Below are 23155 nucleotides of genomic sequence, written 5' to 3'. Positions count from 1 at the left end.
CCGCGTGCTACCTGCTATCAGCGACCCACCGAATTTATCACAGACCCGGCGAGACTCACTCCCGTCACAGCGATGTCCTCCGATTCCTCCGACGACGAGAACCGCCCGCCTTCACCGGCGGACGGGTCGTCAGCGCCCGGTGCAGGCGACGACGGCGGGGGCGAGGGGCGGGAGCGACCGTCGGACCACCCGGCCCGCGGCGACGAGGTGTACGCCTCGGAGGTGGAGGGCAGGCAGTACCGGGGGACGTGGTTCCTCCCGTTGCGCTACGAGGAGTTGAAGCGGGCGGGCGAGACGGACGACTACCCCGACAGGGGCGACGGCGGCGCGTTCCGCCTGACGGACCTGCCGCGCGTCCCCCGCGTCGGCCACATCGTCGGCCCCTCGGCCATCATGCTCGGCGCGTCTCTCGGGAGCGGTGAGACGCTGTTTTGGCCCGTCCTGACCTCTCAGTACGGCTGGACGCTGTTCTGGGCGTTCGTCGTCGGCGTCCTCACCCAGTTCGTCATCAACACCGAACTCCAGCGGTGGACGCTCGCCACCGGCGAGAGCGTCTTTCGCGCCTTCGCGCGCATCGCAGACCACTGGCCGTGGCTGTTCCTCGCCGGCGGACTCGTCAGCCTCGGGTGGCCGGGGTGGGCCGCGAGTGCGGCGCGCGTCGGGACGGCGGCGCTCGGACTGACCGGGTCCGTCACGCTCCTCGGCGCGTCCATCGCGGCGTGGAAACTCATCGCCGTCGGACTGATGGTCGTCATCTGGCTCTCGTATCAGGTGTCGTCGGTGATGTACAACGCCGTCGAGGTGTTCCAGATAGGCCTGCTGTTCGTCTCCATCGTCGCCGCCGTCCTCCTCGTCGCCGTCTCGGGGTCGTGGGTCGAACTCGCGGACCTGCCGGCGGCGGCGTCGACCGTCGGGAGCCTCCCGCCGGAGATGGAGATAGCCGTCTTCCTCGGCGGACTGGCGTTCGCCGGCGCGGGCGGCTACCTCAACCTCTCGCAGAGCCTCTGGGCGCGCGAGAAGGGGTACGGCATGGGGAACTACCAGGGGCGCGTGAAGAACCCGTTCCGCGGCGACGACCCCGAACCCATCGAACGCGACGGCTTCACCTTCCGGCCGACGACGACGAACCTCAAGCGCTGGCGCGGGTGGTGGCGCGTCGTCCAACTCGAACACCTGCTCACCTTCGTCTTCGGCCTGTTCCTGGTCGCGCCGGCGCTGATGAGCGTCGCAATCCGCTACGCCCCCGGCACCACCGCCGACGCCCTCCAGATGTGGCTGGGCGACGTGGTCCCCCTCCTCGGCCCCGCCGGGCGGATACTCGTCTTCCTCGTCCTGTTCGTCGCCCTCTTCACCACCGAGTACGCCATCGTCGAGTCGTTCGTCCGGAACAGCGTCGACGCCATCTACGAGGTGTACGGGCGAGAGGCCGGCTGGGACCTGGAGACGCTGTTCTGGCGCGTCCTGACCGGCTTCTGCCTCTGGGGCATCGCCATCATCCTCCTGTTCACGTCGCCGTTCGAGGGGCGCGAACCGTTCTTCTTCCTCGTCGTCGGCGCGGCGATGTCGGGCGTGATGATGTGGCCCTACACGGCGCTGGTCCTCGTGATGAACACGACGCGCCTCCCCGAACACCTCCAGCCCGGATGGGGGCGGGTGGGGGCGATGTGGTGGGCGTCGGGGTTCTACGGCTACTTCAGCGTCCTGCTCGTCGGCGAGACGCTGGTCGAGTTCGGGCTGGGGTCGTTCCAGACGGTGCCCCTCGTCGTCGGCAGCGGTGCCGGCGGCTACGTCCTCTGGGCCGTCTATTTCGTCGTCCAGTCGTACGCCGTCGCCCGGTCGGCGGGCGCGAAACGCCGCGCGGCCGGCACCGTCGACGACGCCGAGTTGGCGGCGGGCTGGTTCCCCTGAGCCCGGGGGGACGGGTCGCCGCCTCGACCGCCGTACGGTGCCGCCGGACCGACCTCACTCCTGCGGAGAACGTCTTCCTGAGGAACGTGTTGTCTGACGCTCGTCAGCCGTTTTCTCGGCCGCTGGACGGTCTGCGGGCCCGCGGCTACGAACAATTAAGGCGGATGCCTTCAAGAGACTGCACATGGACGGGACTCCCGAAGAGTTGACGACGCTCGTCGGGCGCGAGGTCTACTCGAACAACGGTGTGTTCGTGGGGGAGGTCGACGACATTCGCCTCGACCTCGACCGGCAGTCGGTCACCGGACTCGCGCTCGGACGACTCAACGACGAACTGTTTCGCAACCGAATCGAACCGGGGAAAGGCGTCCTCATCCCCTACCGCTGGGTCCGCGCCGTCGGCGACGTCATCCTCATCAACGACGTGATCGAACGTCTGAAGCAACCCGACGAAGAAGAAGAGTCGTCGCTCGTCGCCTGAGGTTCGCCGACGCGCATCGTCTCGCCGATTCTGCGTTCGCTTCCCGATTTCAGCCGCCGTTTCCGCTCTCCGTGCTCTCGACGCCCATCGCCTCGAACAGTTTTCGGCGCACGGCTTCCTCGGTGAGTTGCAGGAGGGTGTCGCGGTTGTCGTCGGACGTCTCGATGCCGGTGAAGATGCCGAGCGGAATCTCCACGTCGCCCTGCGTCGAGTGGCCGCCCGCCTCGCCGATGCCCTCGAACGCGTCCTGCAGGACGTTGCCGATGTTCATGCGGATGTCCTTCGACCGAGCCGAGAGGTAGATGTTGTTGTCGACGATGCCGAACACGGCCGTCGTCGTCACGCCTTCGAGGTTGAGGAGGTGCTGGGCCGCCTGTCCGAGGGCGTCCCTGTCGCGGATGAATCCGGCGTTCGAGACGAGGTGGCTCCCCTGCACGTCGCGGTTCTGGATGGCCTCGGCGAGGACGTCCAGCGTCTCCGGCGACATCGACGGCGACTCCACCTGTTCGAGGGTGTCGTGGTCGGCGAACGGGTAGAGGTACGCCGCGGCGGTCAGGTCCGCCGGCGTCGTCTCGCGCTTGAAGTCCAGCGTCTCCGCGCGGATGCCGTACAGCAACGCCGTCGCGACGGCTTCGCTGGGACTGATGTTGAACTCCTGGATGTACTTCGTGAGGATGGTCGACGTCGAGGAGACGTTCGGCCGCACGTCGATGAACATCGGATCGATACCCTCGTCCGGTTCGAAGTGGTCGATGAAGATGTCCACCTCGGTGCCGATGTCGGGTTCCCCCGACTTCATGTGGTCTACGAGGGCCACCGCGCCGTACTCCGAGAGGTCGGGCGCTTCGGACAGGGGCGTGAGGTCGATACCGAGGAGGTTCACGAACGCGCGGTTCTCCTGGTGACCCATCTCGCCGTCGTAGAGGATGTCGGACTCCACGTCGTACTCGGCGGCGATGGCCTGCAGGGCGGCCGCACTCGCGATGGAGTCGGGGTCCGGGTTGTCGTGCGTCAGGATGGCCAGCTTCCCCTCCGTCGACTCCAGGAGGTCGGCCAGTTGGCGCGCCTGTACTCCAACTCGCCGGACTCCAGCGAGCGAAGCGCGGAGTCGGCGATGACCTCCGAGGGGTTGATGACCACGTCCGCGCCGAGTTCGGCGAGTTCGTCCTCGGAGACGGGGTCGGAGGCGCGCACGACCACGAACTGGTCGGTGTTGCGGTCGCGGATGGCCGAGACGGCCGCCTTGTTCGCCTCGACGTCCGAGGCGAGGATGAGGACCACGTCCCGATCGGCGACGGCCTCGGCGACTTCGGGGTCCGAGATGTCCGTCGTCTGCGCGTTCAGGTCCTGGTCGCGGAGGGCTTCGACCCGGCTCTCGTCTTTGTCGAGGATGAGGACGTCTTTCCCCTCCTCTGTGAGTTCCTCGGCCACCGCGTGGCCCACGCTCCCGCAACCGAGAATCGCGTAGGTGGACATCGAGGATATCGTGACCCCAGCGCTCATATCGTCCTCACGTCTGGTCGGACGACACTTAACAGCACTCGTTTCCGAGAGTCCGCCGAACCGACTCGTCGCGGCCCCACCGCCGCGGACGCGCGGACCCGGCTCTCCTTCACCGGGACGGCGTCCCGCGGAGTCGACTCCCGTGTGCCGGTCTGTCACCAACGCGCTTAAACGAAAGGTCTTTACTTACCCCGCGGAAACGAGAAATCGTACGGGCCGGTAGCTCAGTCAGGGAGAGCGTCTGACTCTTAATCAGACGGTCGGGGGTTCAACTCCCTCCCGGCCCGCTTCCTGCGGACCGAAACGACACGTACCGTGCGAGCTGTGCCGCTCGCCACCACACCGGGTTTCCGGTGAAACCGTGCGCGTGAGGCTATCAGTTCGGAGAATACTCCATTCTACCTACGAGGAGCGTTCCTCATCGGTCGCGAACGCCGCGCGGCCGTTCAGTTACACTCCGCTGCGCGTGTTTATCAGTCTCGAGAGAATATCTCGACCGATGCCCACGGACCGAACCGGAATCGTGCTCTCGCTCCTCGTCCTCGGGACGGCCGCCGTCTTCGGCGTCCGACTCGGCGTGGGAGAGCGACTCGTCGCCGGCGCGACGACGCTGACGGCCGGCCCCTTGACGGTTCCCTCACACCTCGGCGCGTTCCTTGGCCTCGCCGTACTCTTTGTCGGAACGGTGGCCGCGGTGCGTCGGGTCGTCGCGCCCTGAGGTGTCGGTTGTCGACTGCGGGGTCCGCCCGACGAGTCCGGTGACGCGCCAGGCGTTCCCCCGCGTGCTGAGCGACTCCATCCGCACGGGGAGGCTCGCACCGGCCGGGAGTTTCGCCATCGTCTCTTCGACGTTCCCGTCCGCGAACTCGACCAGTTGGCGTACCTCGTTCGACCCCTCGACGCGGACCGTCATCGCCCCGTGGTCGTTCATCGGCCACTCGATGCGGACTACGGTCGTCTCGGTCTGGGTTGGGTTGGTGGCGGGGGGACGCATGAGTGTTATCACCCACTACTCCATCTTAAACTCTCGTTTGCAGAAAAAGAATTTATTATCGGTTTCTGCAACCATTTCGAACTAGTGAAGAACTATCTCGTCCCGAGAAAGGGTGCCGGCGCGCTCACTCGGCGAGGAGTTCGTCCAGGAGCGTCTCCAACTCGTAGTTCTGGAGGACGCGTGCGCTGTCCCGAAGCGAGGAGACGACGAACGTCGAGTTCGTCCGCTCCACCTCGTCTATCGTCTCGAAGTCCGTGATGAGTCGTTCGACCATCTCCCGCCCCGAGAGGTGGGCGACGACGACGAAGTCCGTCTCGCCCATCGTGAAGTACGCCTGCGTGACGCCCTCCACGTCGAGAATCTTCTCCTCGAAGTCCTGGTGGGGTCCGCTGTAGTCGGTGAGCAACTCCACGATGACGGTGACGCCGAGTCCGACCTTCTCCAGGTCGATGTCGTACAGGTCGTTCTTGATGACGCCCGCCTCGCGGAGGTTGTTCAACCGATAGTGGATGGTCGAGACGGGGATTCCCGTCTCCTCGTGCAGTCGTTCGGGGCTGCCCGTCTCGAGGTCGGATATGGCCTTCAGAAGGCGGATGTCTCGTTCGTCCATGGCCGCGGTGTCTGTGCATCCACGTCGCGGCGGTTGTAAGTTCCGCTCGCGACATGTTACAGCGTATCTTCAACCGATTCGCGTCCATACTGGTCTATCGTGCACAAAACGGAATCTATCTTGAATCTAAATCGAAGTTACGAGAAACTATTGTAGTCAAGTTTAAGAAGGGCCATCTCTGATGACGACTACGACCATGTCGCTCCGAATTCGCTCCGATACGTCCAACTGGAACGCCCTCCTGTTCCTCGCGCTCGCCGCGTTCTGGGGAACGTCGTTCGTCGCCATCGAGGCCGGACTCGAACACTTCCCGCCCGTCCTGTTCGCGGGCATCCGCTACGCCATCGCCGGCGCCCTCATCCTCGGGTACGCCGTCGTCACCACCGACCGCTGGTACCCCAGAGACAGACCCGAGTGGCTGAGCGTCGTCGTCGTCGGCGTGTTCATCATCGCCGCCTACCACGCGCTGTTGTACCTCGGCGAGATGCACGTCTCCGGCGCCGTCGCCGCCGTCGTCGTCAGTCTCGCCCCGGTGCTGACCGCCGTCGCAGCCGCCTCGATTCTCGGCCAGTCGCTCGACAACGTCGCCGCCGGCGGCTTCCTCCTGGGCGTCGTCGGCGTCGTCGTCGTCGCCGACCCGAACCCCGCGAACCTCCTCTCGACGAACCTCCTCGGCATCGTCCTCGTCCTCCTCAGCGCGGCGAGTTTCGCCGTCGGGGCCGTCCTCACGGAACCGCTCCGGACGACGCTTCCCGCCGAGTCGATGCAGGCGTGGGCGATGCTCGTCGGCGCTGCCGTCCTCTTCGCGGGGTCGCTCGCCCGCGGCGAATCCCCCGCCGCCATCGAGTGGACGACGACGGCCGTCGTCTCGCTCACCTACCTGACGCTCGTCTCCGGCGTCGTCGGCTTCCTCATCTACTTCGCCCTGCACGAACGCGTCGGCGCGACGGAGATAAACCTCGTCGGCTACCTCGAACCCGTCGTCGCCGTCGTCGCCGGGTGGGCGCTCCTCGGCCACCTCGTGAGCACGACGACGCTCGTCGGCTTCCTCGCCATCTTCGCCGGGTTCGCCCTCGTCAAGCGCGACACGATTCGCGCCCGCGTCCTCGGCGAGACGTCCGCGCCGGCGACGGGCCACGGCTACGACGCCGACTGAGACGCTCGCGGCACTCCGTTCGCGCGCAGCGCCCTTCGAACCGAAACCGCTTTTCGTCACTCCTCCGCAGTACCGCCGTGAACCGGGACAGGCTCCAGTTCTACGCGCTCTACCTCACGCGCTTCGCCGGCGGCTTCGGCTTCATCACGCTCGTGACGCTCCTCCCCGACTACATCGAGACGCTCGACCCCACGGGCGTCTCGGTGTTCGGGCTCTTCACGCTCGGTGCCGGGTTCGTCATCGGGATGTACACTACGGGCTTCACGCTCGCGCAGACAGTCGCCGTCGTCCCCCTCGCGTGGGCCGGCGACCGGTTCGACAAGGGGAAGATTCTCGTCGCCGTCCTCGCCCTCGGCACGCTCTCGTACGCGCTGTTTCCGCTGGTCGACTCCAGCCTCGCCTTCGTCGGCGCGCGCGCCCTCCAGGGCGTCGCCGTCACCGGGGCGGGCCTGATGTCGCTGGCGCTGGTCGGCGAACTGTCCGACGTGGGGACGCGAGCGAACAACATCGGCAAGGCGAACGCGGCCCGGTTCGCCGCCTCCATCCTCGGCAGTCTCTCGGCGGGCGCGCTGTACGACGCCGCCGGCTTCACGCCCGTCTTCGCCGTCATCGTCGTCCTCATGGCCGTCGCCACCGTCACGCTGTGGGTCCTCCTCGAACCGGACCACACGCGCATCGCCGGCTTCCCGTTCTCGGACCTCGCGCTGAACCGCCGCATCCTCACCATCGCCAGTTTCCGCACCCAGTACGCCGTCGCCGTGACGCTGGTCCGCACGTGGGTGCCCATCTACGCGGGCCTCTCCGCTGCCGGCGGCGGTCTGGCCTACACGAGTCTGGCCGTCTCGCTCACCGTCGTCGCCGAGAAGTTCACCAACATGCTGTTCCAACCGAAGACGGGCGGACTCTCCGACGAGTACGGCCGCGCGCTGTTCGTCTTCGTCGGCGGCGGCGCGTACGGGCTCGTCGCCCTCGCGGTGCCGTTCTCGCCCGCCATCGGGGCCGCACTCGGCCTCCCCGAGACGTACCCCGTCCTCGGCCCGCTCTCGGCCGCGTTCCTCCCGCTCGTCGGCCTCTCGGGACTGCTCGGCGTCGCCGACAGTTTCCGCGAACCGGCGAGCATGGCGCTGTTCGCGGACGAGGGCACCGACGACGGCGGCGTCGCCTCCTCGTTCGGCATCCGCGAACTCCTCTGGCGGCCGGGGAGCGTCGTCGCGCCCCTCCTCGGCGGGTGGCTGATGACCGAGGTGGGGATGTCGTGGGTGTTCTACGTCGGCGGCGCGTCGGCCATCACGGGCGTGTTCTCCTTCCTCGCCATCCTCACCTACGACTTCGGTCCGAGCGCACTCACCGAGTGGTGAGTCCGCGCCGCGGCGACCGGACCGGCGTCCCGTCTCTGAGTATCACCGGGGATAACCGACCGGTCGATATTTATCACGCGCGTCTCCTCGTTTCGGTCGATGTTCCGCGAGGACGCACCACCCGAGGAAGCCTACGAGCGAGTCCGGAAGACGCTCCGTTCGCTCCCCGAGGGAGTGGTGTCGCTCTCCCAAGTTGCCGAAGAGTTCGAACACGCCTACGGCGGCCTGTTTCCAGACCTCAACATCCCCCGCGCCATCCAGGACCTCATCGTCCTCGGCGAGGTGGAACTGTGTCGCGAGACGGAGTCCGGCGCGCGCGTCTGGTTACGACACCGCTGGGGCGACCTGGACCCCGACGACAGGGTCGACGACCCCGTCGTCGTCACCGGGACGACGTGGCAGTGCTACGTCGCGCCCGACTTCCGGCGGCGCCGCGCCGAACGCCTGTTCACCACCCGGAGCGCCGCGTTCGACCACCTCGACGCGCGGCCGGCCTCACTCCCGAGGACCTCGAACCGGTCTGGTTCCTAGAGGACGTGTGGGCGGCGGGACTCCCGTCCGGCGGCACCGCCGTCGTCCGGCGCGAACCGATATACGAACGCGAGTCCTCCCACGGCGCGCACTACGAGGACACGAGCGACTTCGGCCTCTGACCGTTCTGCCGTCGTCGCTCCCCGCCGCCCCCTCGACCGTTCGGTTCAGCGACCGGTCGCGAACGTGACTATAGAGTGATGGGTTCTCGCTCCGTACGGGGACCATGGACAGACTCGACACACCGCGCGTCCACCGACTCCTCGCGTCGCCCGTCGGCGGCCTGTTCGAGACGGCACCGTTCGAGACGCTCTCGCTCCGCCGTCTCCCGAGACAGTTCGCCGTCCGTCGCGCCCGCGCCGCGGCGGACGTGTCGCTCGGCGCCGGACCGGCGGCGTTCCTCCGCGAGGCCGACGCCCCGCCCGCCCCGCACCTGCACGACCGAGTCGAGGCGGCACTCGCCGAGTTCGCCGAGATTCGCGAGCGCCACGAGGACGTCGCGGAGCGCTGGGAGGCGGCGTTCTGGGGTGACGACGACTCGACGCCGGACGAACGCGTCGCTCTCGAACGCGAACGCCGCCGCGCCGACGCCGCCACGCCCGGCCGGACGACGCGTTCGGCTTCCTCGTCGACGACCACCTCGTCCCGCCCGTCGCGTTCGACGTGCCGCCCCCGGACGACGCCCGCGAACGCTGGGCGCACGAACTCGCGGAACCCGAACGGCTGTACGGGTTCGCCGACTCCACGGTGACGGAGTCGCTCCCGCGCGTCTCCCGGTCGAAGACCGTGTTCGGTCCGGGCACGGTGGAGTACCGCCTCCGGTTCGCGACGCCGTCGCTCCACGTCGGCGACACCGCCGAGGCGCGGGTGTACGAACCCGAGGACGCCGTCGACGAACTCTCGACGGTGGTCTTCTTCTCCGGCCTCGGTTCGCTCGGCGACAGACTGGGCTACTGGCCCGAGGAGGAGGCCGTCGGCCGCCGCCTCGCCCGGCGGGGCTACCGGGTCCGTCCTCCCGGACGCGCCGTGGCACGGCCGCCGCGAACCCCTCGGGTCGTACGCGGGCGAACCCTACCTCGCCCGCGGGCCGGTCGGTCACTTCGAACTCTACGGCGCCGCGGCGCAGGAGGCGGGCGTGCTGGTCGAGTGGGCGCGGAGCAGGGTGCGCCCGCCGTCGCCGTCGGCGGACTGAGCCTCGGCGGCATCGTCGCCCTCCACGTCGCCGGGCGGTGCGGTCACTGGCCCGAGTCCATGCGCCCGGACCTCGCGGCCCCCGTCGCCGCCGCGGGGTCGGTCACGCAACTCCTCACGGGGTCGCGTCTCGTCTCGTTGCTCGGCGAGGACGACGCCCTCACGGCCGCCGGGTGGACTGGCGACGACCTGAACGAGTTCGCGCCGCTGTTGAACCCGCCCGCGAAGCCGTCGCTGTCGCCCGAACGCATCCTCGCCTGCTACGGCGCGCGCGACGACGTCGCCCCCGCGGCGTCGTTCGAGAGCCTCCTCCGCCGGTGGGACGTACCCCGCCGGAACCTCGTCAGGTGGGACCGCGGCCACGTCGGGACGGCCGCGCGTCTGGCCCGCGACGACGAGTTCCAGCGACTGCTGACCGCGGAACTGGACCGCCTCGCCGCGGCCAACCGGCGGGCCGAACGGGCGGCGGCGGACGACGGCGACGAGGACGCCGACGCGGCGGCGGAGACGACGACGTAGGTGCGACATCGACACGAGAGCGGAACTGACGTCGAAGTGAGGTTGGCCGAAAAGCGAAACGGCCGGCCCTGTCGAAATGGCTGGTGGGTGATGGGTTTCCCAAGCCGTGCTGCGTGCAGGGCGCACGTCTCGAACCTCGTGCGGCCGACTGTTCCGGCGGCCACAGCCACGGAAGTGGGAAAAATGTACGAGACGGACTCTGCACGCTCTAGCTATCTAGAGTCCTCTTTCGAGAGTCCGCTTCAGTAGTAAGCGTCTATCGTCATCGAATACCCCCTCCTTGATCCATCTGTGATGAAGGCACTCACCCACATCACGGCTGGACGCACTGCTATCAGAGCACTCCTCGCCGCGGTCGTTTTGACTGCCGGGGTCGCCGGCACCGTCGGAACAGCAGCGGCCGAACCCATGGACGGGAAGGGCGACGATCCGTTCCCTCCGTCGCTGTACTCACTCGATGGCAAGGGAAATGACCCGCTCCCCTCAGCGCCGTACTCGTTGGACGGGAAGGGCAACGACGTGTACCCCCCGCCGGCTCAGCACTCACTCGGCTGGATAGGAGGCGATACCGTGGTCTCAGCGTTCCCCATCAACAACGTCACCGTCTTGACCGCAACGTACGTGGGCAGAGGCGGCGGTTCCGGCAAACCCAGTTTTTAATCGACACGAACCGGCGTCTACGAAACGCCCGTCGTGCCCCGAGATATGGACTCTCGCTGAGCGCTCCGTTTCCGACTGCCGTGTTCCTCGCACCCGAGCGTACACGCCTACACAGCGCCGAACGCCCCCGACCTCAGTCCGCGAGGAAGTCGGGTTCGAGGCGCTTCTCCTCGTACTCGGCGGCGACGTGGTCGCGGAACTGCTCGATGTCGACGCCCTTCTCCTCGCGTTCCTGTCGGTCGCGGACCGAGACGGTGCCGGACTCCGCCTCGTTCTCGCCGACGACGAGCATGTACGGCACGTTGTCCTCCTGCGCCTCCCGAATCTTCCGGCCGAGCGTCCACGACCGGTCCTCGACGGAGACGCGGAAGTCCCCGAGTTCGTTCTTCACGCGGTGGGCGTAGCCGAGTTGGTCGTCGGAGATGGGCAGGATGCGCACCTGTTCGGGCGCCAACCAGAGCGGGAACTTGCCGTCGAAGTGCTCGATGAGGACCATGAAGAACCGCTCGTAACTGCCGTAGAGGGCGCGGTGAATCATCACCGGGCGGTGTTCCTCGTTGTCCTCGCCCGTGTACGTCAGGTCGAACCGCTCGGGCATGTTGAAGTCCACCTGCACCGTCGGACCGTCCCACTTGCGCCCGAGGGCGTCCTCGAACGCGAAGTCTATCTTCGGCCCGTAGAACGCGCCGTCGCCCGGTTCGAGGTCGTAGTCGATGTTCTGATTGTCGAGGACCGACCGGAGCTGCGTCTCCGACTGCTCCCATATCTCGTCGCTCCCGACGGACTTCTCGGGGCGCGTCGCGAGGGCGACGTGCGCCTCCAAGCCGAACGTCTCCAGCACCTCGTAGATGGAGTCCATCACCTGCCGAATCTCCTGCTCTATCTGCTCGGGGCGGCAGAACAGGTGGCCGTCGTCGATGGTGAACGACCAGACGCGCGAGAGGCCGGACAGTTCGCCGCGCTGTTCCTTCCGGTACACCTTCCCGTCCTCGTAGTAGCGGACCGGCAGGTCACGGTACGACCACGAGTGCTGGTCGAAGATGGTCGCGTGGCCCGGACAGTTCATCGGTTTTAGTCCATATTCCTCGTCGTTCACGTCGAGGAGGAACATGTCGTCCACGTAGTTGTCGTAGTGGCCGGACTGCTTCCACAGTTCCGTGCGGAACAGGTGCGGCGTCTCGACGGGTTCGTAGTCGGCGTCGAGGTTCAGCGACTCCGCGAAGCCGGACAGTTCCGAGAGGATGCGCTTGCCGTTCGGGTGATAGAGGGGGAGTCCCGGCCCCGTCACCTCGGGGATGGAGAACAGGTCCATCTCCTGTCCGAGTTTGCGGTGGTCGCGTTCCTCGGCCTCCGCGCGCAGTTCCATGTACTCCGTCAGGTCCTTCTCGGACTCGAACGCCGTGCCGTAGACGCGCGTCAGCGTCTCGTTGTCCTCGTCGCCGCGCCAGTACGCCGAGGAGATGTTGAGCAGTTTCACCGCGCCGACGTCGCCCGTCGACTCGACGTGCGGTCCCTTGCAGAGGTCGGAGAACTCCCCCTGCACGTAGAAGGAGAGTTCCTCCTCGTCGGCGGCCTCCTCGTTCAGGATGTCGAGTTTGTACGGGTTGTCCTCGTACTGTTCGAGGACCTCCTCGCGCGAGCGGAGTTCTCGCTCCACCGGGAGGTCCTCCTCGACGATGGCCTCCATCTCCGCCTCTATCTCCGCCAGGTCGTCGGCGTCGAGGTCGACGTTCGTCACGTCGTAGTAGAACCCCTCGTCCGTCGGCGGGCCGATGGCGAGTTTCGCTTCCGGATACAGACGCTGGAGTGCCTGGGCGAAGACGTGTGCGGCGGTGTGGCGGAGGACGCGGAGGTACTCGTCGCTCTGGTCCGTGACGATGACCACCTGCGCGCCGTCGTGGACCGGAGCGGCCTTGTCCACGAGTTCACCGTCCACGACGCCCGCGACGGTGTCGGAACCGAGTCCCGGTCCGATTTCGTAGGCGACGTCCTCGACCGTCGCACCCTCCTCGACGGACAACTCCGACCCGTCGGGGAGCGTCACAACGATTTCACTCATGTGCGTTCGGAATCGGAGCGCACGAATAAGTGTTTTTGAAGGGCGCGAGTGGGTCGCACGGCGGTTCGACGGGAGTCCGCGCACCCGAGTGCCACACGCTTATCTTTCCGGCGGCGGTGGAGACAGCCATGAGATTCGACCGACAATCAGGCGTCTTCGCGCACGTCACGTCGCTCCCCGGGCCGCACGGTATCGGTGACCTCGGCAACGGCGCCCGCGACTTCGTCGATTGGCTCGCGTCCGCGGACCAGTCGCTCTGGCAGTTCTGTCCCCTCGGCCCCACGGCGTCGATTCACGGCCACTCGCCGTACCAGTCGTACTCCGCGTTCGCGGGCAATCCCCTGCTCGTCGACCTCGACGCCCTCCGCGAGGACGGCTACCTCACGGACGAGGACCTCGAACCGGTGCCCGACTTCTCGCCGCACGCCGTCGAGTACGACCGCGTGGCCGAGTACAAGCGCGAGCGACTCCGCACCGCCCACGAGCGATTCCAGTCCGAGGCCGACGCGGCCGAACGCGAGTCGTTCGAGGCGTTCCGCGAACGCGAGTCGTCGTGGCTCGACGGCTACGCCCTGTTCATGGCGCTTCGCACCCGCTACGACGGCGCGTGGATCGAGTGGCCGCAGGAGATTCGGACGCACGACCCCGACACCCTCAAGCGACACCGCGAGGAACTCGCCGACGAGATAGCCTACCGCGAGTTCGTCCAGTTCGTCTTCGACCGGCAGTGGCGCGACCTGAAGGCGTACGCCAACGACCGCGGCGTCGAACTCGTCGGCGACCTGCCCATCTACGTCGCCCTCGACAGCGCCGACGTGTGGGCCACTCCCGAGGCGTTCGACCTGACCGAGGAGAACGAACCCGCCGCCGTCGCGGGCGTCCCGCCGAACCCCAACGACGACGGGCAACGCTGGGGGAACCCCCTGTACGACTGGGACTACCTGCGCGAGAACGACTACGACTGGTGGATGGACCGACTGGACCGCCTGTTCGAACTCGTCGACGTCACCCGCATCGACCACTTCAAAGGGTTCGACGAGTACTGGGCCATCCCCGCGAACGCCCACTCCCCCGCGGCGGGCGAGTGGCGCGACGCCCCCGGCGCGGACTTCTTCGAGGCCGTCGAGGAACGCTTCGGCGACCTGCCGTTCGTCGTCGAGGACCTCGGGTTCCTCGACCAGTCGCTGGTGGACCTCCGCGACCGGTTCCAGTTCCCCGGCATGCGCGTCCCGCAGTACGCCAACTGGTGCCAGCAGGGAGATATGTACCAGCCGATGCACTACCCCGAGAACAGCGTCGGCTACACCTCGACGCACGACACGAACACGTTCGTCGGCTACTACGACGACCTGCCGGACCAACAGCGAGACTGCCTGCACTACAACATCGGCGCCGACGGCTCCGAGATTCACTGGTCCGTCATCGACGCCGTCTGGCGGTCGAACGCCGTCATCGCGTTCACCACGATGCAGGACGTGCTGGGACTCGGCGCGGAGACGCGGTTCAACACCCCCGGGACCACCGACGGCAACTGGGGCTGGCGCGTGACGCGAGACGGGTTCGACGAGAGCGTCGCCGCGAGACTGGCGAGTCTGACCGACGAGCACATCCGGAACTGAGCGTGCGGCCCCCGGCGTACCGGCCGTGACCGCCGGCCCGCCGACGTCACTCCTCGAAGCGGGAGTACGGACGCCGGTGTGTGCTTCGAATCAGGTCCTCGTCGGCGGCGTGCAGTCAACCTCACCCGCCGTTCGCTGTCGGTTCGGTACCTGTCGAATCCGGGCGGGACGATTCGAGAGACTGGTATATACTCGCGGACAGCCACCACGTTCTAAGGCGTGGAGCGGGAATCGGAGAGCACTCACTACTATGAACGGAGTCGAGATAGGAATCCGTCTCGTCGCGGGCGTTCTACTCATCCTCGCGAACGGGTTCTTCGTCGCCATCGAGTTCGCACTGACGCGTGCGCGTCAGTTCACCGAAGACGAGTTCATCGACGGGAACCCGAAACTGGAGCGCGCGTGGGAGATGACGCAGGACCTCGAACTGTATCTCACGACCTGTCAGGTCGGAATCACGGCGTCGAGTATCGCGGTCGGTATCGTCGCCGAACCCGCGCTGGCGGCGCTCTTCGAACCGCTGTTCGGAGGGACGCCGCTCGCCACCGTCGGTGCGGGGGCGATAATCGCGTACGCCATCATCAACCTCGTCCACCTGACGCACGGCGAACAGGCGCCGACGTACCTCGGCGTCGAGCGCTCGCGCATGGTGTGCCGGTACGGCGCGACGCCGCTCTACTGGTTCTACGTCGTCATCTCGCCGCTCATCTCGTTCGGCGACTCCGTGGCGAAGTGGACCCTCAAACTGTTCGGCATCGAGATGACCGGCGCGTGGCTGGAAGCCGAGGAGGACGCCATCGAGACGCGGGCCCAACTGCGCAACCGGATGAGTTCTCTGCTGGACCGAGGCGAACTCTCCGAGGAGCGCCACGACGAGATTCTGGGCGCGCTGGAGGCCGGGACGAGGGAGGTTCGGGACGTGATGGTTCCCGTGGACGACGTGGTCTTCCTCTCGACGGACGCCTCGGCCGAGGAGAACCTCCGGCGGGTGTCGGAGACGCCGCACACCCGGTATCCGCTCGTGGGCGCGGACCGAGAGACGGTCGAGGGCGTCGTCTACGTTCCGAGCGTCATCGACCGCATCGAGGAGTTGAAAGCGGGCGACGTCACCTTCGCCGACATCGCGGCTCCGCCGATGACCGTCTCGGCGGACACGACCGTGAGCGACGCCATCGACCGGTTCCAGGCCGAACGACAGGAACTCGCGCTGGTGTTCGAAGACGGCGATACCGTGGGTCTCCTCACCGCCACGGACGCGCTGGAGACCGTGATGGGCGAACTGGAAGACCCCCTCGGCGACGGACGGCAGTCGACCGGAACCGGCCCCGAAACCGGAACCGGACGAGGAAGTCCGACGTCCGGCTAACGCCCCCGCGAGCACCGGCGTAACACCGCTCACACAACGGCTATCTTCCCGCCCGCCGTTCCCTCCCCGTGAATTCCTCCGCGGTATCCTCCGTCGAGCGTTCCGTCGGCGTCTTCGCCGTCGCCACCGTCCTCGTCGGCGTCGGCGTCTTCGGCTACGGCCTGTTGCTCGTTCCCCTGTCGCTCCTCGGCGGCGCGTGGATAGCGGCTATCGGGGCCGCGCTGGCGCTCTCGGGGCTGTTCGCCACGGCGTGGGTCGGCGACCGACTGGAGCTCTCGTCGTCCGCGCGACGCACGCTCTCGCTGTCGTTCGCCGTCGTCGCCTTCCTGCTGTTCGCGTCGTTCGTCGCCGTCAACTACGCCTCGGTCGAGTCGTTCGCCGAGTCGGCCTGAACGGCGTCTTCAGACCCGCTCCGGGTAGTCCATCTGTTCTGCGACCGTGGCTCGCGTCTCGGCGTCGGTCAGTCGCTCCACGAGGTGGAGACCGAGGTCCAGCGCCGAGGTGACGCCGCGGGCGGTCACGACGTCACCCTCGTCCGCGACGCGTTCGTCGCTCACCTCGCAGTACGCGGCGAGTTCGTCGGTCGCCGCGGGGTGCGTCGTCGCCGTCTTCCCGTCGAGGAATCCCGCCGCGCCGAGGAGCAGCGACCCGGTACAGACGGACGCGATGAGGTCCGCGTCGGCGGTCCGAAGCCACGCGAGGAAGTGGTCGTCCGTCTGCAACTCCCGCGTGCCCGCGCCGCCGGGGACGACGACCAGGTCGTAGTCGGCGAGCGACTCCCCGACGCTGTCGGCCTCGAACCGGAGGTTCGCCGTCGCCGTCACCGTCTCCGCGCGGGCGCAGACGTCCCACTCGAACGGGAACGGGGCGAGGTCCATCGTGTCCAGCCGGGTCAGCGGGTCGAACGCCCCGACGAAGTCGAGCGCGGTCATGTCGTCGAAGGCGACGAACGCGGTGCGCATGCGCTCGCTTCGGCGGGCGAGGAGAAGAACCCCACCGCCGCTCCGGTAGCTTTTCGCCGCCGCACCGAGACGGTGCGCTGTGCTCCGTCGTCGCGTCGGCTACCTCTCGCTCGGACTCGCCCTCGCGTTGCTCGTCGCCGCCAGCGTCGTCTCCACGCTCTCGGCGTTCGGCGACGCGACGGTCGGCGAGTTCGCCCTCACGTACGTCGTCTCTCGGGGACTGACCGTCGTCGCCACTGCACTCGTCGTCGCCGGGGCGTACCTCGTCGTCGAACGGGCCGTCGCCGCCCGACTCGACAGCAAGCGGCGGGCGCACGACGTGCGGAACGTCCTCCGACTCACCTTCGGACTGGTCGGCGTCGTGGCCGTCCTCGGCGTCGCCACCGACCAGTGGGTCGGACTCCTCTTCTCGCTCGGTATCGTCGGATTCGCCGTCACGTTCGCGCTCCAACAGCCGTTGCTGTCGTTCGTCGGCTGGTTCTACGTCATGCTCAAACGCCCGTTCTCCGTCGGCGACCGAGTCGAGATAGACGAGACGCGCGGCGACGTCGTGGACGTGGGATTTCTGGCGACGACGCTGTGGGAGGTGAACGGACCGCTCGTCTCCACGGGGCAACCGTCCGGTCGGGTCGTCACGGTCCCGAACGCGCAGGTGCTTTCCACGCAGGTGATGAACTACTCCGCCTTGTTCGCGCACGTCTGGGCGGAGGTGAGCGTTCAGGTCGCCTACGAGACGGACCTCGCGTTCGCGCGGTCGGTGATGGTCGAGACGGCCGACGACCTGCTGGGCGACGAGATGAACGCCGCCGTCGACCGCTACCGCAACGAACTGGCGGAGACGCCCGTCGACCTCGACGTGAACGCCGAGCCGACGGTCAACGTCGTGCAGGAGGAGTCGTGGCTGACGCTCCGACTCCGCTTTCTCTCACACCCCAGGCAGATAACTCGGAACCAGAACGCGCTGTACGAGGAGATCGTCGCACGGTTCAACGAGGAACCCGACCGAGTGCAGTTCCCCCTCGGTCGGAACCGGTGACGGTCGCCCCGACAGTCGCTCGGACGGCTTCGAAACCCCGATACTCGTCGCCCGCCTGAACGTGGACGATGGAGTTCGAATCCGGGGCGATTCCGCTGGCGGACCTCGACGGGCCGTTCGACCTGCAGGCCACGTTGGAGAGCGGGCAGTCGTACCTCTGGGACCGCGCGGACGGCCGGATGTACGAGTCGATGGACGTCCACGGCGGCGACGCGTGGTACGAGACGGTCGTCCCCCCCATCGCGGGCGTCTCCGACGACCGGGTCGTCGTCCGCGTCCGACAGACCGACGGTCGGTTGGAGTGGGAGGCGACGGCCGACGCGGTGCCGATTCTCACGCACCTGCTCCGACTGGACGACGACCTGACGGCGATACTCGACGCGACGCCGGACGACCCACTGCTCGAACGCGCGTACGACGCCTACGAGGGGATGCGCCTCGTCCGCGACCCGCCGTTCGCCTGCCTCGTCTCGTTCATCTGTTCGGCGCAGATGCGCGTCTCGCGCATCCACGGGATGCAGATGCGCCTCGCGCGGGAGTACGGCGACGCGGTGACCGTCGCGGGCGAGACGTACCGGGCGTTCCCGACGCCCGACCAGTTGGCGGCGCGGACCGAGTCGGAACTGCGCGACCAGAGTCTGGGCTACCGCGCGCCGTACGTCCGGCGGACGGCCGAGATGGTCGCCGACGGCGAGGCGCACCCGACGGAGGCCCTCGAACTGCCGTACGAGGAGGCGCGCGAGTCGCTGAAGCGGTTCGTCGGCGTCGGTGACAAGGTGGCCGACTGCGTGTTGCTGTTCTCGCTGGGGTTCCTCGAGGCCGTCCCGCTGGACACGTGGATTCAGACGGCCATCGCCGACCACTACCCCGAGTGCGACGCCGGGACCTACGCCGAGACGTCGCGCGCCATCCGGGACCGCCTCGGCGGCGACTACGCCGGGTACGCGCAGACGTACGTGTTCTACTACCTCCGCGCGGGCGGCGAGTGACCCGTCCGGCCGTCGCCGGGCGTCCGACCGACGGCGTCGGGGACCGCTGGCCGTCCTAAACCTTCGGGCTAACCTTCTTGCGGCGTCCGACGTAACGGTATACTGTCATGGACTGCAGAGTCGTCGTCGAGGCCGCAGTTCCCGTCTACGACGTCGAGACGGCAGACGAGGCGATTCGCATCGCCATCGCCAAGACGGGTGAGATGCTGAACCCGGACCTCAACTACGTCGAGATTAGCATGGGCTCGCGCACGTCCCCGTCGGGCGAGGACCTCCCGCCCGCGTTCGTCGCCGCCGACGAGGCGTTGGTGGCGCTCGAACTGGAGATGACCGTGTTCAACGTCGAACAGGAGGAGCACGCCGCCCGCATCGCGCGCAAGGAAATCGGCCAGCGACTGGAGAACGTCCCCCTGAAGGTGTTGCGAGTCGAGGTGCTCCCGTCCGACGAGGAGGAAGAGGAGGAACGGGACGCGGCGTCCGACGACGACCTCATCCCGGAGTTCGACGACCTCGTCGACGAGGGGTGACCGCGCGCGGCCGCCTCGTCGACTCCCTTCTCGCGCGCGCCGGTTAGAAGCCACCTAACGCGCTCCGTATCCGCCACGACTGCAGAGCGCTGCCGCTCGGGAGTTCGGGTGTCGAGGAGTCGCAGTTCGGCTCTCGATTTAGTCTGCGTGCGGTGCGACGGCTTCTTGCTCGGCCTCGTCGAGGGACGACGTTATTCCCTTCACGAGTTTGAAAACAGCAGCTTTGTGGTCGGTCTTCGACTTGTGAATCGACGTCGGTCGGACGCCGAGTTCGTTGTAAGCTGTGAGTGGAACTTCGTCGTCGTCCCACTCCTCGATCTGTGTGTGTACTTCCGCGAGCAGGCCGTGCAGGTGGATGAGTTCCTGCTTCTTCATGAGCAAACCTGAGTTGAGACTGGAGGATTATATTACTATCTTGACCCTCGTTAGCATGCCTCCGTCGAAATCGCCGGAATACGCGATTTTGGGCCAGTTTCTCGTACTTTAGATTGTTATGAAATATCTGTTACACGCGAACTAACCGCGCCCGGGCCACATTAGTCATTCGCTTGACAGCCGTGGTGGGAGACGCTCGGGCGCGTCTCGGGACGACGGCGGCGACGGCAGGGAGACGAGCCGAAACCCACGAACGTTTTAGCCCACGGATACCGTTCGGGCACGTATGGACTACGAGGACCAACTCGAGAAGGCACTGGAGGAGTCACCGGACGTCGCCGGCGGCGGCAGTCGGTTCCAGGTCCCCGAACCGCAGGTCCGTCCAGAGGGCAACGCGACGGTGTACGAGAACTTCGACGAGACGTGCGACCGCCTCGCGCGCGAACCCTCTCACCTCATGAAGGCACTGCAGTCCGAACTCGGCACGAGCGCGCAGATAGACGAGAAGGGTCGTCTCCGACTCACCGGCGACTTCAATCAGCGACGCGTCCAGGAGGCTCTCGACGCGTACGTCGACGACTACGTCCTCTGTAGCGAGTGCGACTCGCCGGACACGCGCCTGGTCACCGAACGCGGCGCGACGGTGCTGAAGTGCGACGCGTGCGGTGCGCTCTCGGCGATTCCGGACCTGTAGAGGGGGACCGCGGGAAGACGCCGCGTGGCCGGCGCGTCGCGCCGTCCGCTACTCGAACTGCTTTACCGTCTCGAGGTCGCGTTCCGTCCGCATGAACTCGGCGAGGCGGCGGGTCGCGCCGCACGCGGAGCACGTCTGATTCTGCTTCAGGTCGGGGAGATTCGACGGACTCGCTTCCCAGTCCTTTCCACACTCGGGACACAGCAGCCGGACAAACGCTTCGACCATGCCTCCAACTGACTCCCGGTGTACGAATAAAGGTTTCCGCAAAGAGAAATTCGCCACCCGCGCCGCGTTCAGGCGAACAGGCCCGCATCGTCCACTTCGAGCAGCTCCTTGTACCGGTTGCGGATGGTCACTTCCGAGATGTTGGCCACCTCGCTCACCTCGCTCTGCGTCACCTTCTCGTTGGTGAGCAGCGCGGCCGCGTAGACGGCGGCCGCCGCGAGGCCGACGGGCGATTTGCCCGAGTGGATGCCGGCCTCCTTCGCGTTCCGGAGCAGTTCGCGCGCCTGTCGTTCGGCCTCGTCGGAGATGTCGAGTTCCGAGGCGAACCGCGGGACGTACTGCTCGGGGTCGGCGGGCTCGATCTGGAGCTTCAGTTCGCGGACGACGTAGCGGTACGTCCGGGTCAGCTCCATCTTGTCGACGCGGGAGACGGTCTCCAGTTCGTCGAGCGACCGGGGCGTGCCGGCCTGCCGCGCCGCGGCGTACAGCGCCGCGGTGGCGACGCCCTCGATGGAGCGGCCGGGGAGCAGGTCGTCGTCCAGCGCGCGGCGGTAGATGACCGAGGCCGTCTCGCGGACGTTCTCCGGCAGGCCGAGCGCCGACGCCATCCGGTCGATTTCGCCGAGCGCCTGCTTCAGGTTGCGCTCCTTGGAGTTCCGGGTGCGGAAGCGCTCGTTCCACGTGCGGAGCCGCTGCATCTGCTCGCGCTGGCTCGAAGAGAGCGCCTTGCCGTAGGCGTCCTTGTTCTGCCAGCCGATGTTGGTCGACAGCCCCTTGTCGTGCATCATCCGGGTCGTCGGCGCGCGCGCGGGACTTCGAGTCGCGCTCGGCCGAGTCGAACGCGCGCCACTCCGGACCGCGGTCGACGGCGTCCGTCTCGACGACGAGACCGCAGTCGGCGCAGACCGTCTCGCCGTGGGCCTCGTCGGTCACCAGCGTGCCGCCGCACTCCGGACACGTCTGTATCTCCGACTCCGTTTCGCTCTCGTCCTCGCTCTCCGCCGCCGTCTCGGTGGCGTCCGTCCGCCGCCGGTCGGTACTCACGTACTCTCTGATTTTTGTGTCGCTCATGGTGGGATGCGGACCCCTCGCCAACCGGGTAAAGAGCGGAGAAGTGAGAGAGACTCCGGATGGGCTGAGTCCTTACCCATAGTAATCATCGAGAGTATTTAAACCTTTTCCCAATTTGGACCCCAGAAAACCGCCGTACGGAACCGAATAATCGTCAAAAACCGGCGGTTCGGCGTGACGTGCCACTCGGTACCAAATTGGACTTATGGCTTTCGGACTTCCGGCCGCCACGACAGGGCGTCGCCGGCGGAAAGTGAGTACATATTTATGCTTCTGTTTCGGACCGGGACAGTGTGCTCTCTGGCGTCCTTCCGGACCGGTACAACACGACGAACCTGCGGCGACTCGTCAGAGACCCCACTCTGCTCGCGGAGGAACTCGGCAACGTCCGACGGTCCGCGGCCCGGGTCCTGAACAACGTCCGATTCCGCGCGACCCACGGCGACCCGTTCGACGTGATGGCCGAAGACTGGGACGTGCTCGTCCTCCTCGACGCCTGCCGCGCGGACTTCTACCGGGAGGAGACGCCGTTCTCCGGCGACGTGGAGACCCGACTCTCCCGCGGGTCGGGGACGCCGGAGTTCCTCCGAGAGAACTTCCGCGACCAGACGTTCCACGACACCGTCTACGTCTCCTCGAACCCGTACGTCCCGACGCTCCAACCCGACTCGTTCCACGCCATCCTGCCGCTTCTCGACGAGTGGGACGAGTCGCGAGGGACGGTCCTCCCGGACACGCTGACCGAGTCGGCCGTCGAGGCCGCCGCGGAGTTCCCCGACAAGCGACTCGTCGTCCACTACATGCAACCGCACACGCCCCACCTGGGTCCGACGGCGGACCGCATCCGCGAACGGGTCGGACTCCGCGGGTGGGACCGCTACCACGTCCACGACGGCCAGAGCAAGGTGAACGCGGGGCGGTCCATCTGGGACCTCGTGCAGGACGGCACGGTGGCCCACGAGACGATGCTGCAGTCCTACCGCGAGAGCCTGCAGGTGGGCCTCGAGAGCGTCGAACGCCTCGTCTCGGCGGTGGACGGCAAAGTCGTCGTCTCCGCGGACCACGGCGAGATGCTCGGCGAGCGACTCGTCCCCTTCGGCCCGCGGGAGTTCGGTCATACGACCGGTCTGCTCACCGAACCGCTCCGAATCGTCCCGTGGCAGGTCGTCCAGACCGGGCCCCGCCGCGACGTCGTCTCCGACCCGCCCGTCGAGAGCGAGACGCTGACCGAGGAGGAGACCGAACAGCGACTGCGTGCGCTCGGGTACGTCGAGTAGCCGTCCGCGCGACTGCGGGTCTCGCCACCGGCCCCGCGGGC

General features: G+C 67.2%; 20 protein-coding genes, 1 tRNA gene and 3 pseudogenes. 16 read left to right on the top strand and 8 right to left on the bottom strand.

The genetic code is table 11. The features are described 5' to 3' along the window. Positions 1-72: 72 nt before the first annotated feature. Positions 73-1908 (top strand): Nramp family divalent metal transporter, encoded by a 1836-nt coding sequence (locus tag GJ632_RS04145; protein ID WP_191452168.1) that lies wholly within the window; start codon positions 73-75, stop codon positions 1906-1908. Positions 1909-2092: 184 nt separating this feature from the next. Beyond that, the gene (locus tag GJ632_RS04140; protein ID WP_089810803.1) at positions 2093-2389 is read left to right on the top strand and encodes a PRC-barrel domain-containing protein; all 297 of its coding nucleotides are present in this window, start codon (positions 2093-2095) and stop codon (positions 2387-2389) included. A gap of 49 nt (positions 2390-2438) precedes the next feature. On the opposite strand, the pseudogene GJ632_RS04135 reads toward GJ632_RS04140, so the two are convergent. Beyond that, positions 2439-3892: pseudogene (locus tag GJ632_RS04135) on the bottom strand (DHH family phosphoesterase). A 213-nt stretch (positions 3893-4105) separates the two neighbouring features. Here GJ632_RS04135 and GJ632_RS04130 point away from each other — a divergent pair. Next, positions 4106-4179, top strand: a tRNA-Lys gene (locus GJ632_RS04130). Between the two features lie 350 nt (positions 4180-4529). On the opposite strand, the gene GJ632_RS04125 is transcribed toward GJ632_RS04130, so the two are convergent. Then, a complete protein-coding gene (locus tag GJ632_RS04125; protein ID WP_191452167.1) occupies positions 4530-4886 on the bottom strand; it encodes a hypothetical protein in 357 nt (118 codons plus the stop codon). Positions 4887-5010: 124 nt separating this feature from the next. Continuing rightward, entirely contained in the window at positions 5011-5496 is a 486-nt protein-coding gene (locus GJ632_RS04120) for an Lrp/AsnC family transcriptional regulator (protein WP_191452166.1), read from the bottom strand. Between the two features lie 196 nt (positions 5497-5692). On the opposite strand from GJ632_RS04120, the gene GJ632_RS04115 reads away from it, so the two are divergent. From GJ632_RS04115 to GJ632_RS04095, 5 genes and pseudogenes are all read left to right on the top strand, one after another. After that, the gene (locus tag GJ632_RS04115) at positions 5693-6652 is read left to right on the top strand and encodes a DMT family transporter (protein ID WP_191452177.1); all 960 of its coding nucleotides are present in this window, start codon (positions 5693-5695) and stop codon (positions 6650-6652) included. A 77-nt stretch (positions 6653-6729) separates the two neighbouring features. After that, on the top strand, positions 6730-8010 hold the full coding sequence (locus GJ632_RS04110; protein ID WP_343161014.1) for an MFS transporter: 1281 nt from the start codon (positions 6730-6732) through the stop codon (positions 8008-8010). A gap of 99 nt (positions 8011-8109) precedes the next feature. Then, complete coding sequence (locus GJ632_RS04105; RefSeq protein ID WP_231751328.1) at positions 8110-8541, top strand: hypothetical protein; 432 nt, start codon at positions 8110-8112, stop codon at positions 8539-8541. A 226-nt stretch (positions 8542-8767) separates the two neighbouring features. After that, positions 8768-10251: pseudogene (locus GJ632_RS04100) on the top strand (alpha/beta hydrolase). A gap of 294 nt (positions 10252-10545) precedes the next feature. Continuing rightward, complete coding sequence (locus GJ632_RS04095) at positions 10546-10911, top strand: hypothetical protein (protein ID WP_191452165.1); 366 nt, start codon at positions 10546-10548, stop codon at positions 10909-10911. 133 nt (positions 10912-11044) lie between these two features. Here GJ632_RS04095 and thrS read toward each other — a convergent pair whose 3' ends face one another. After that, entirely contained in the window at positions 11045-12970 is a 1926-nt protein-coding gene (gene thrS / locus GJ632_RS04090; protein WP_191452164.1) for a threonine--tRNA ligase, read from the bottom strand. A gap of 128 nt (positions 12971-13098) precedes the next feature. Here thrS and malQ point away from each other — a divergent pair, with 128 nt between their 5' ends. The 3 genes from malQ (at position 13099) to GJ632_RS04075 (ending at position 16347) form a co-directional block, all read left to right on the top strand. Then, the gene (gene malQ, locus GJ632_RS04085) at positions 13099-14589 is read left to right on the top strand and encodes a 4-alpha-glucanotransferase (RefSeq protein ID WP_191452163.1); all 1491 of its coding nucleotides are present in this window, start codon (positions 13099-13101) and stop codon (positions 14587-14589) included. A gap of 250 nt (positions 14590-14839) precedes the next feature. Beyond that, a complete protein-coding gene (locus tag GJ632_RS04080; RefSeq protein ID WP_191452162.1) occupies positions 14840-15955 on the top strand; it encodes a CNNM domain-containing protein in 1116 nt (371 codons plus the stop codon). A gap of 68 nt (positions 15956-16023) precedes the next feature. Then, a complete protein-coding gene (locus GJ632_RS04075) occupies positions 16024-16347 on the top strand; it encodes a hypothetical protein (protein WP_197427872.1) in 324 nt (107 codons plus the stop codon). 9 nt (positions 16348-16356) lie between these two features. Here the strand turns inward: GJ632_RS04075 and GJ632_RS04070 are convergent, their stop codons facing one another. Next, positions 16357-16917, bottom strand: a complete 561-nt coding sequence (locus GJ632_RS04070; RefSeq protein WP_089810769.1) for a DJ-1/PfpI family protein — start codon at positions 16915-16917, stop codon at positions 16357-16359. A gap of 79 nt (positions 16918-16996) precedes the next feature. Between GJ632_RS04070 and GJ632_RS04065 the strand changes: the two genes are divergently transcribed. The 3 genes from GJ632_RS04065 to GJ632_RS04055 all read left to right on the top strand — a co-directional run bounded on the left by GJ632_RS04065 (position 16997) and on the right by GJ632_RS04055 (position 19469). Then, on the top strand, positions 16997-17953 hold the full coding sequence (locus GJ632_RS04065; protein ID WP_394351780.1) for a mechanosensitive ion channel family protein: 957 nt from the start codon (positions 16997-16999) through the stop codon (positions 17951-17953). A 68-nt stretch (positions 17954-18021) separates the two neighbouring features. After that, the gene (locus tag GJ632_RS04060) at positions 18022-18942 is read left to right on the top strand and encodes a DNA-3-methyladenine glycosylase (protein ID WP_089810767.1); all 921 of its coding nucleotides are present in this window, start codon (positions 18022-18024) and stop codon (positions 18940-18942) included. A gap of 107 nt (positions 18943-19049) precedes the next feature. Continuing rightward, positions 19050-19469 carry a DUF555 domain-containing protein gene (locus GJ632_RS04055; RefSeq protein ID WP_089810765.1) on the top strand — a complete coding sequence of 140 codons (420 nt, stop codon included), beginning with the start codon at positions 19050-19052 and terminating at the stop codon, positions 19467-19469. A gap of 138 nt (positions 19470-19607) precedes the next feature. Here GJ632_RS04055 and GJ632_RS04050 read toward each other — a convergent pair whose 3' ends face one another. Next, positions 19608-19844 (bottom strand): UPF0058 family protein, encoded by a 237-nt coding sequence (locus tag GJ632_RS04050; protein ID WP_089810763.1) that lies wholly within the window; start codon positions 19842-19844, stop codon positions 19608-19610. A gap of 286 nt (positions 19845-20130) precedes the next feature. Between GJ632_RS04050 and GJ632_RS04045 the strand changes: the two genes are divergently transcribed. Continuing rightward, positions 20131-20538, top strand: coding sequence for a translation initiation factor IF-2 subunit beta (locus GJ632_RS04045; RefSeq protein WP_191452161.1), 408 nt, complete (start codon positions 20131-20133; stop codon positions 20536-20538). Between the two features lie 48 nt (positions 20539-20586). Here the strand turns inward: GJ632_RS04045 and GJ632_RS04040 are convergent, their stop codons facing one another. Further along, the gene (locus GJ632_RS04040) at positions 20587-20766 is read right to left on the bottom strand and encodes a hypothetical protein (protein WP_089810760.1); all 180 of its coding nucleotides are present in this window, start codon (positions 20764-20766) and stop codon (positions 20587-20589) included. Positions 20767-20834: 68 nt separating this feature from the next. Then, positions 20835-21837, bottom strand: a pseudogene (locus GJ632_RS04035) (transcription initiation factor IIB family protein). 293 nt (positions 21838-22130) lie between these two features. Here GJ632_RS04035 and GJ632_RS04030 point away from each other — a divergent pair. Further along, positions 22131-23114 (top strand): hypothetical protein, encoded by a 984-nt coding sequence (locus GJ632_RS04030; protein ID WP_191452160.1) that lies wholly within the window; start codon positions 22131-22133, stop codon positions 23112-23114. The last annotated feature ends 41 nt before the right edge of the window (positions 23115-23155 follow it).

The sequence above is a fragment of the Halogeometricum sp. CBA1124 genome, assembly GCF_009741955.1.
Classification (GTDB): Archaea; Halobacteriota; Halobacteria; order Halobacteriales; family Haloferacaceae; genus Halogeometricum; species Halogeometricum rufum.
This window is presented reverse-complemented; position numbering and strand designations above follow the sequence as displayed.

Bases quoted from the DNA above. Each gene is read 5' to 3' on its own strand.
- GJ632_RS04050 (WP_089810763.1), bottom strand. From the start codon at position 19,844: ATGAAGAAGCAGGAACTCATCCACCTGCACGGCCTGCTCGCGGAAGTA.
- GJ632_RS04115 (WP_191452177.1), top strand. From the start codon at position 5,693: ATGTCGCTCCGAATTCGCTCCGATACGTCCAACTGGAACGCCCTCCTG.
- GJ632_RS04060 (WP_089810767.1), top strand. From the start codon at position 18,022: ATGGAGTTCGAATCCGGGGCGATTCCGCTGGCGGACCTCGACGGGCCG.
- thrS (WP_191452164.1), bottom strand. From the start codon at position 12,970: ATGAGTGAAATCGTTGTGACGCTCCCCGACGGGTCGGAGTTGTCCGTC.
- GJ632_RS04145 (WP_191452168.1), top strand. From the start codon at position 73: ATGTCCTCCGATTCCTCCGACGACGAGAACCGCCCGCCTTCACCGGCG.
- GJ632_RS04070 (WP_089810769.1), bottom strand. From the start codon at position 16,917: ATGCGCACCGCGTTCGTCGCCTTCGACGACATGACCGCGCTCGACTTC.
- GJ632_RS04125 (WP_191452167.1), bottom strand. From the start codon at position 4,886: ATGCGTCCCCCCGCCACCAACCCAACCCAGACCGAGACGACCGTAGTC.
- GJ632_RS04055 (WP_089810765.1), top strand. From the start codon at position 19,050: ATGGACTGCAGAGTCGTCGTCGAGGCCGCAGTTCCCGTCTACGACGTC.
- GJ632_RS04080 (WP_191452162.1), top strand. From the start codon at position 14,840: ATGAACGGAGTCGAGATAGGAATCCGTCTCGTCGCGGGCGTTCTACTC.
- GJ632_RS04045 (WP_191452161.1), top strand. From the start codon at position 20,131: ATGGACTACGAGGACCAACTCGAGAAGGCACTGGAGGAGTCACCGGAC.
- GJ632_RS04095 (WP_191452165.1), top strand. From the start codon at position 10,546: ATGAAGGCACTCACCCACATCACGGCTGGACGCACTGCTATCAGAGCA.
- GJ632_RS04120 (WP_191452166.1), bottom strand. From the start codon at position 5,496: ATGGACGAACGAGACATCCGCCTTCTGAAGGCCATATCCGACCTCGAG.
- malQ (WP_191452163.1), top strand. From the start codon at position 13,099: ATGAGATTCGACCGACAATCAGGCGTCTTCGCGCACGTCACGTCGCTC.
- GJ632_RS04105 (WP_231751328.1), top strand. From the start codon at position 8,110: ATGTTCCGCGAGGACGCACCACCCGAGGAAGCCTACGAGCGAGTCCGG.
- GJ632_RS04040 (WP_089810760.1), bottom strand. From the start codon at position 20,766: ATGGTCGAAGCGTTTGTCCGGCTGCTGTGTCCCGAGTGTGGAAAGGAC.
- GJ632_RS04140 (WP_089810803.1), top strand. From the start codon at position 2,093: ATGGACGGGACTCCCGAAGAGTTGACGACGCTCGTCGGGCGCGAGGTC.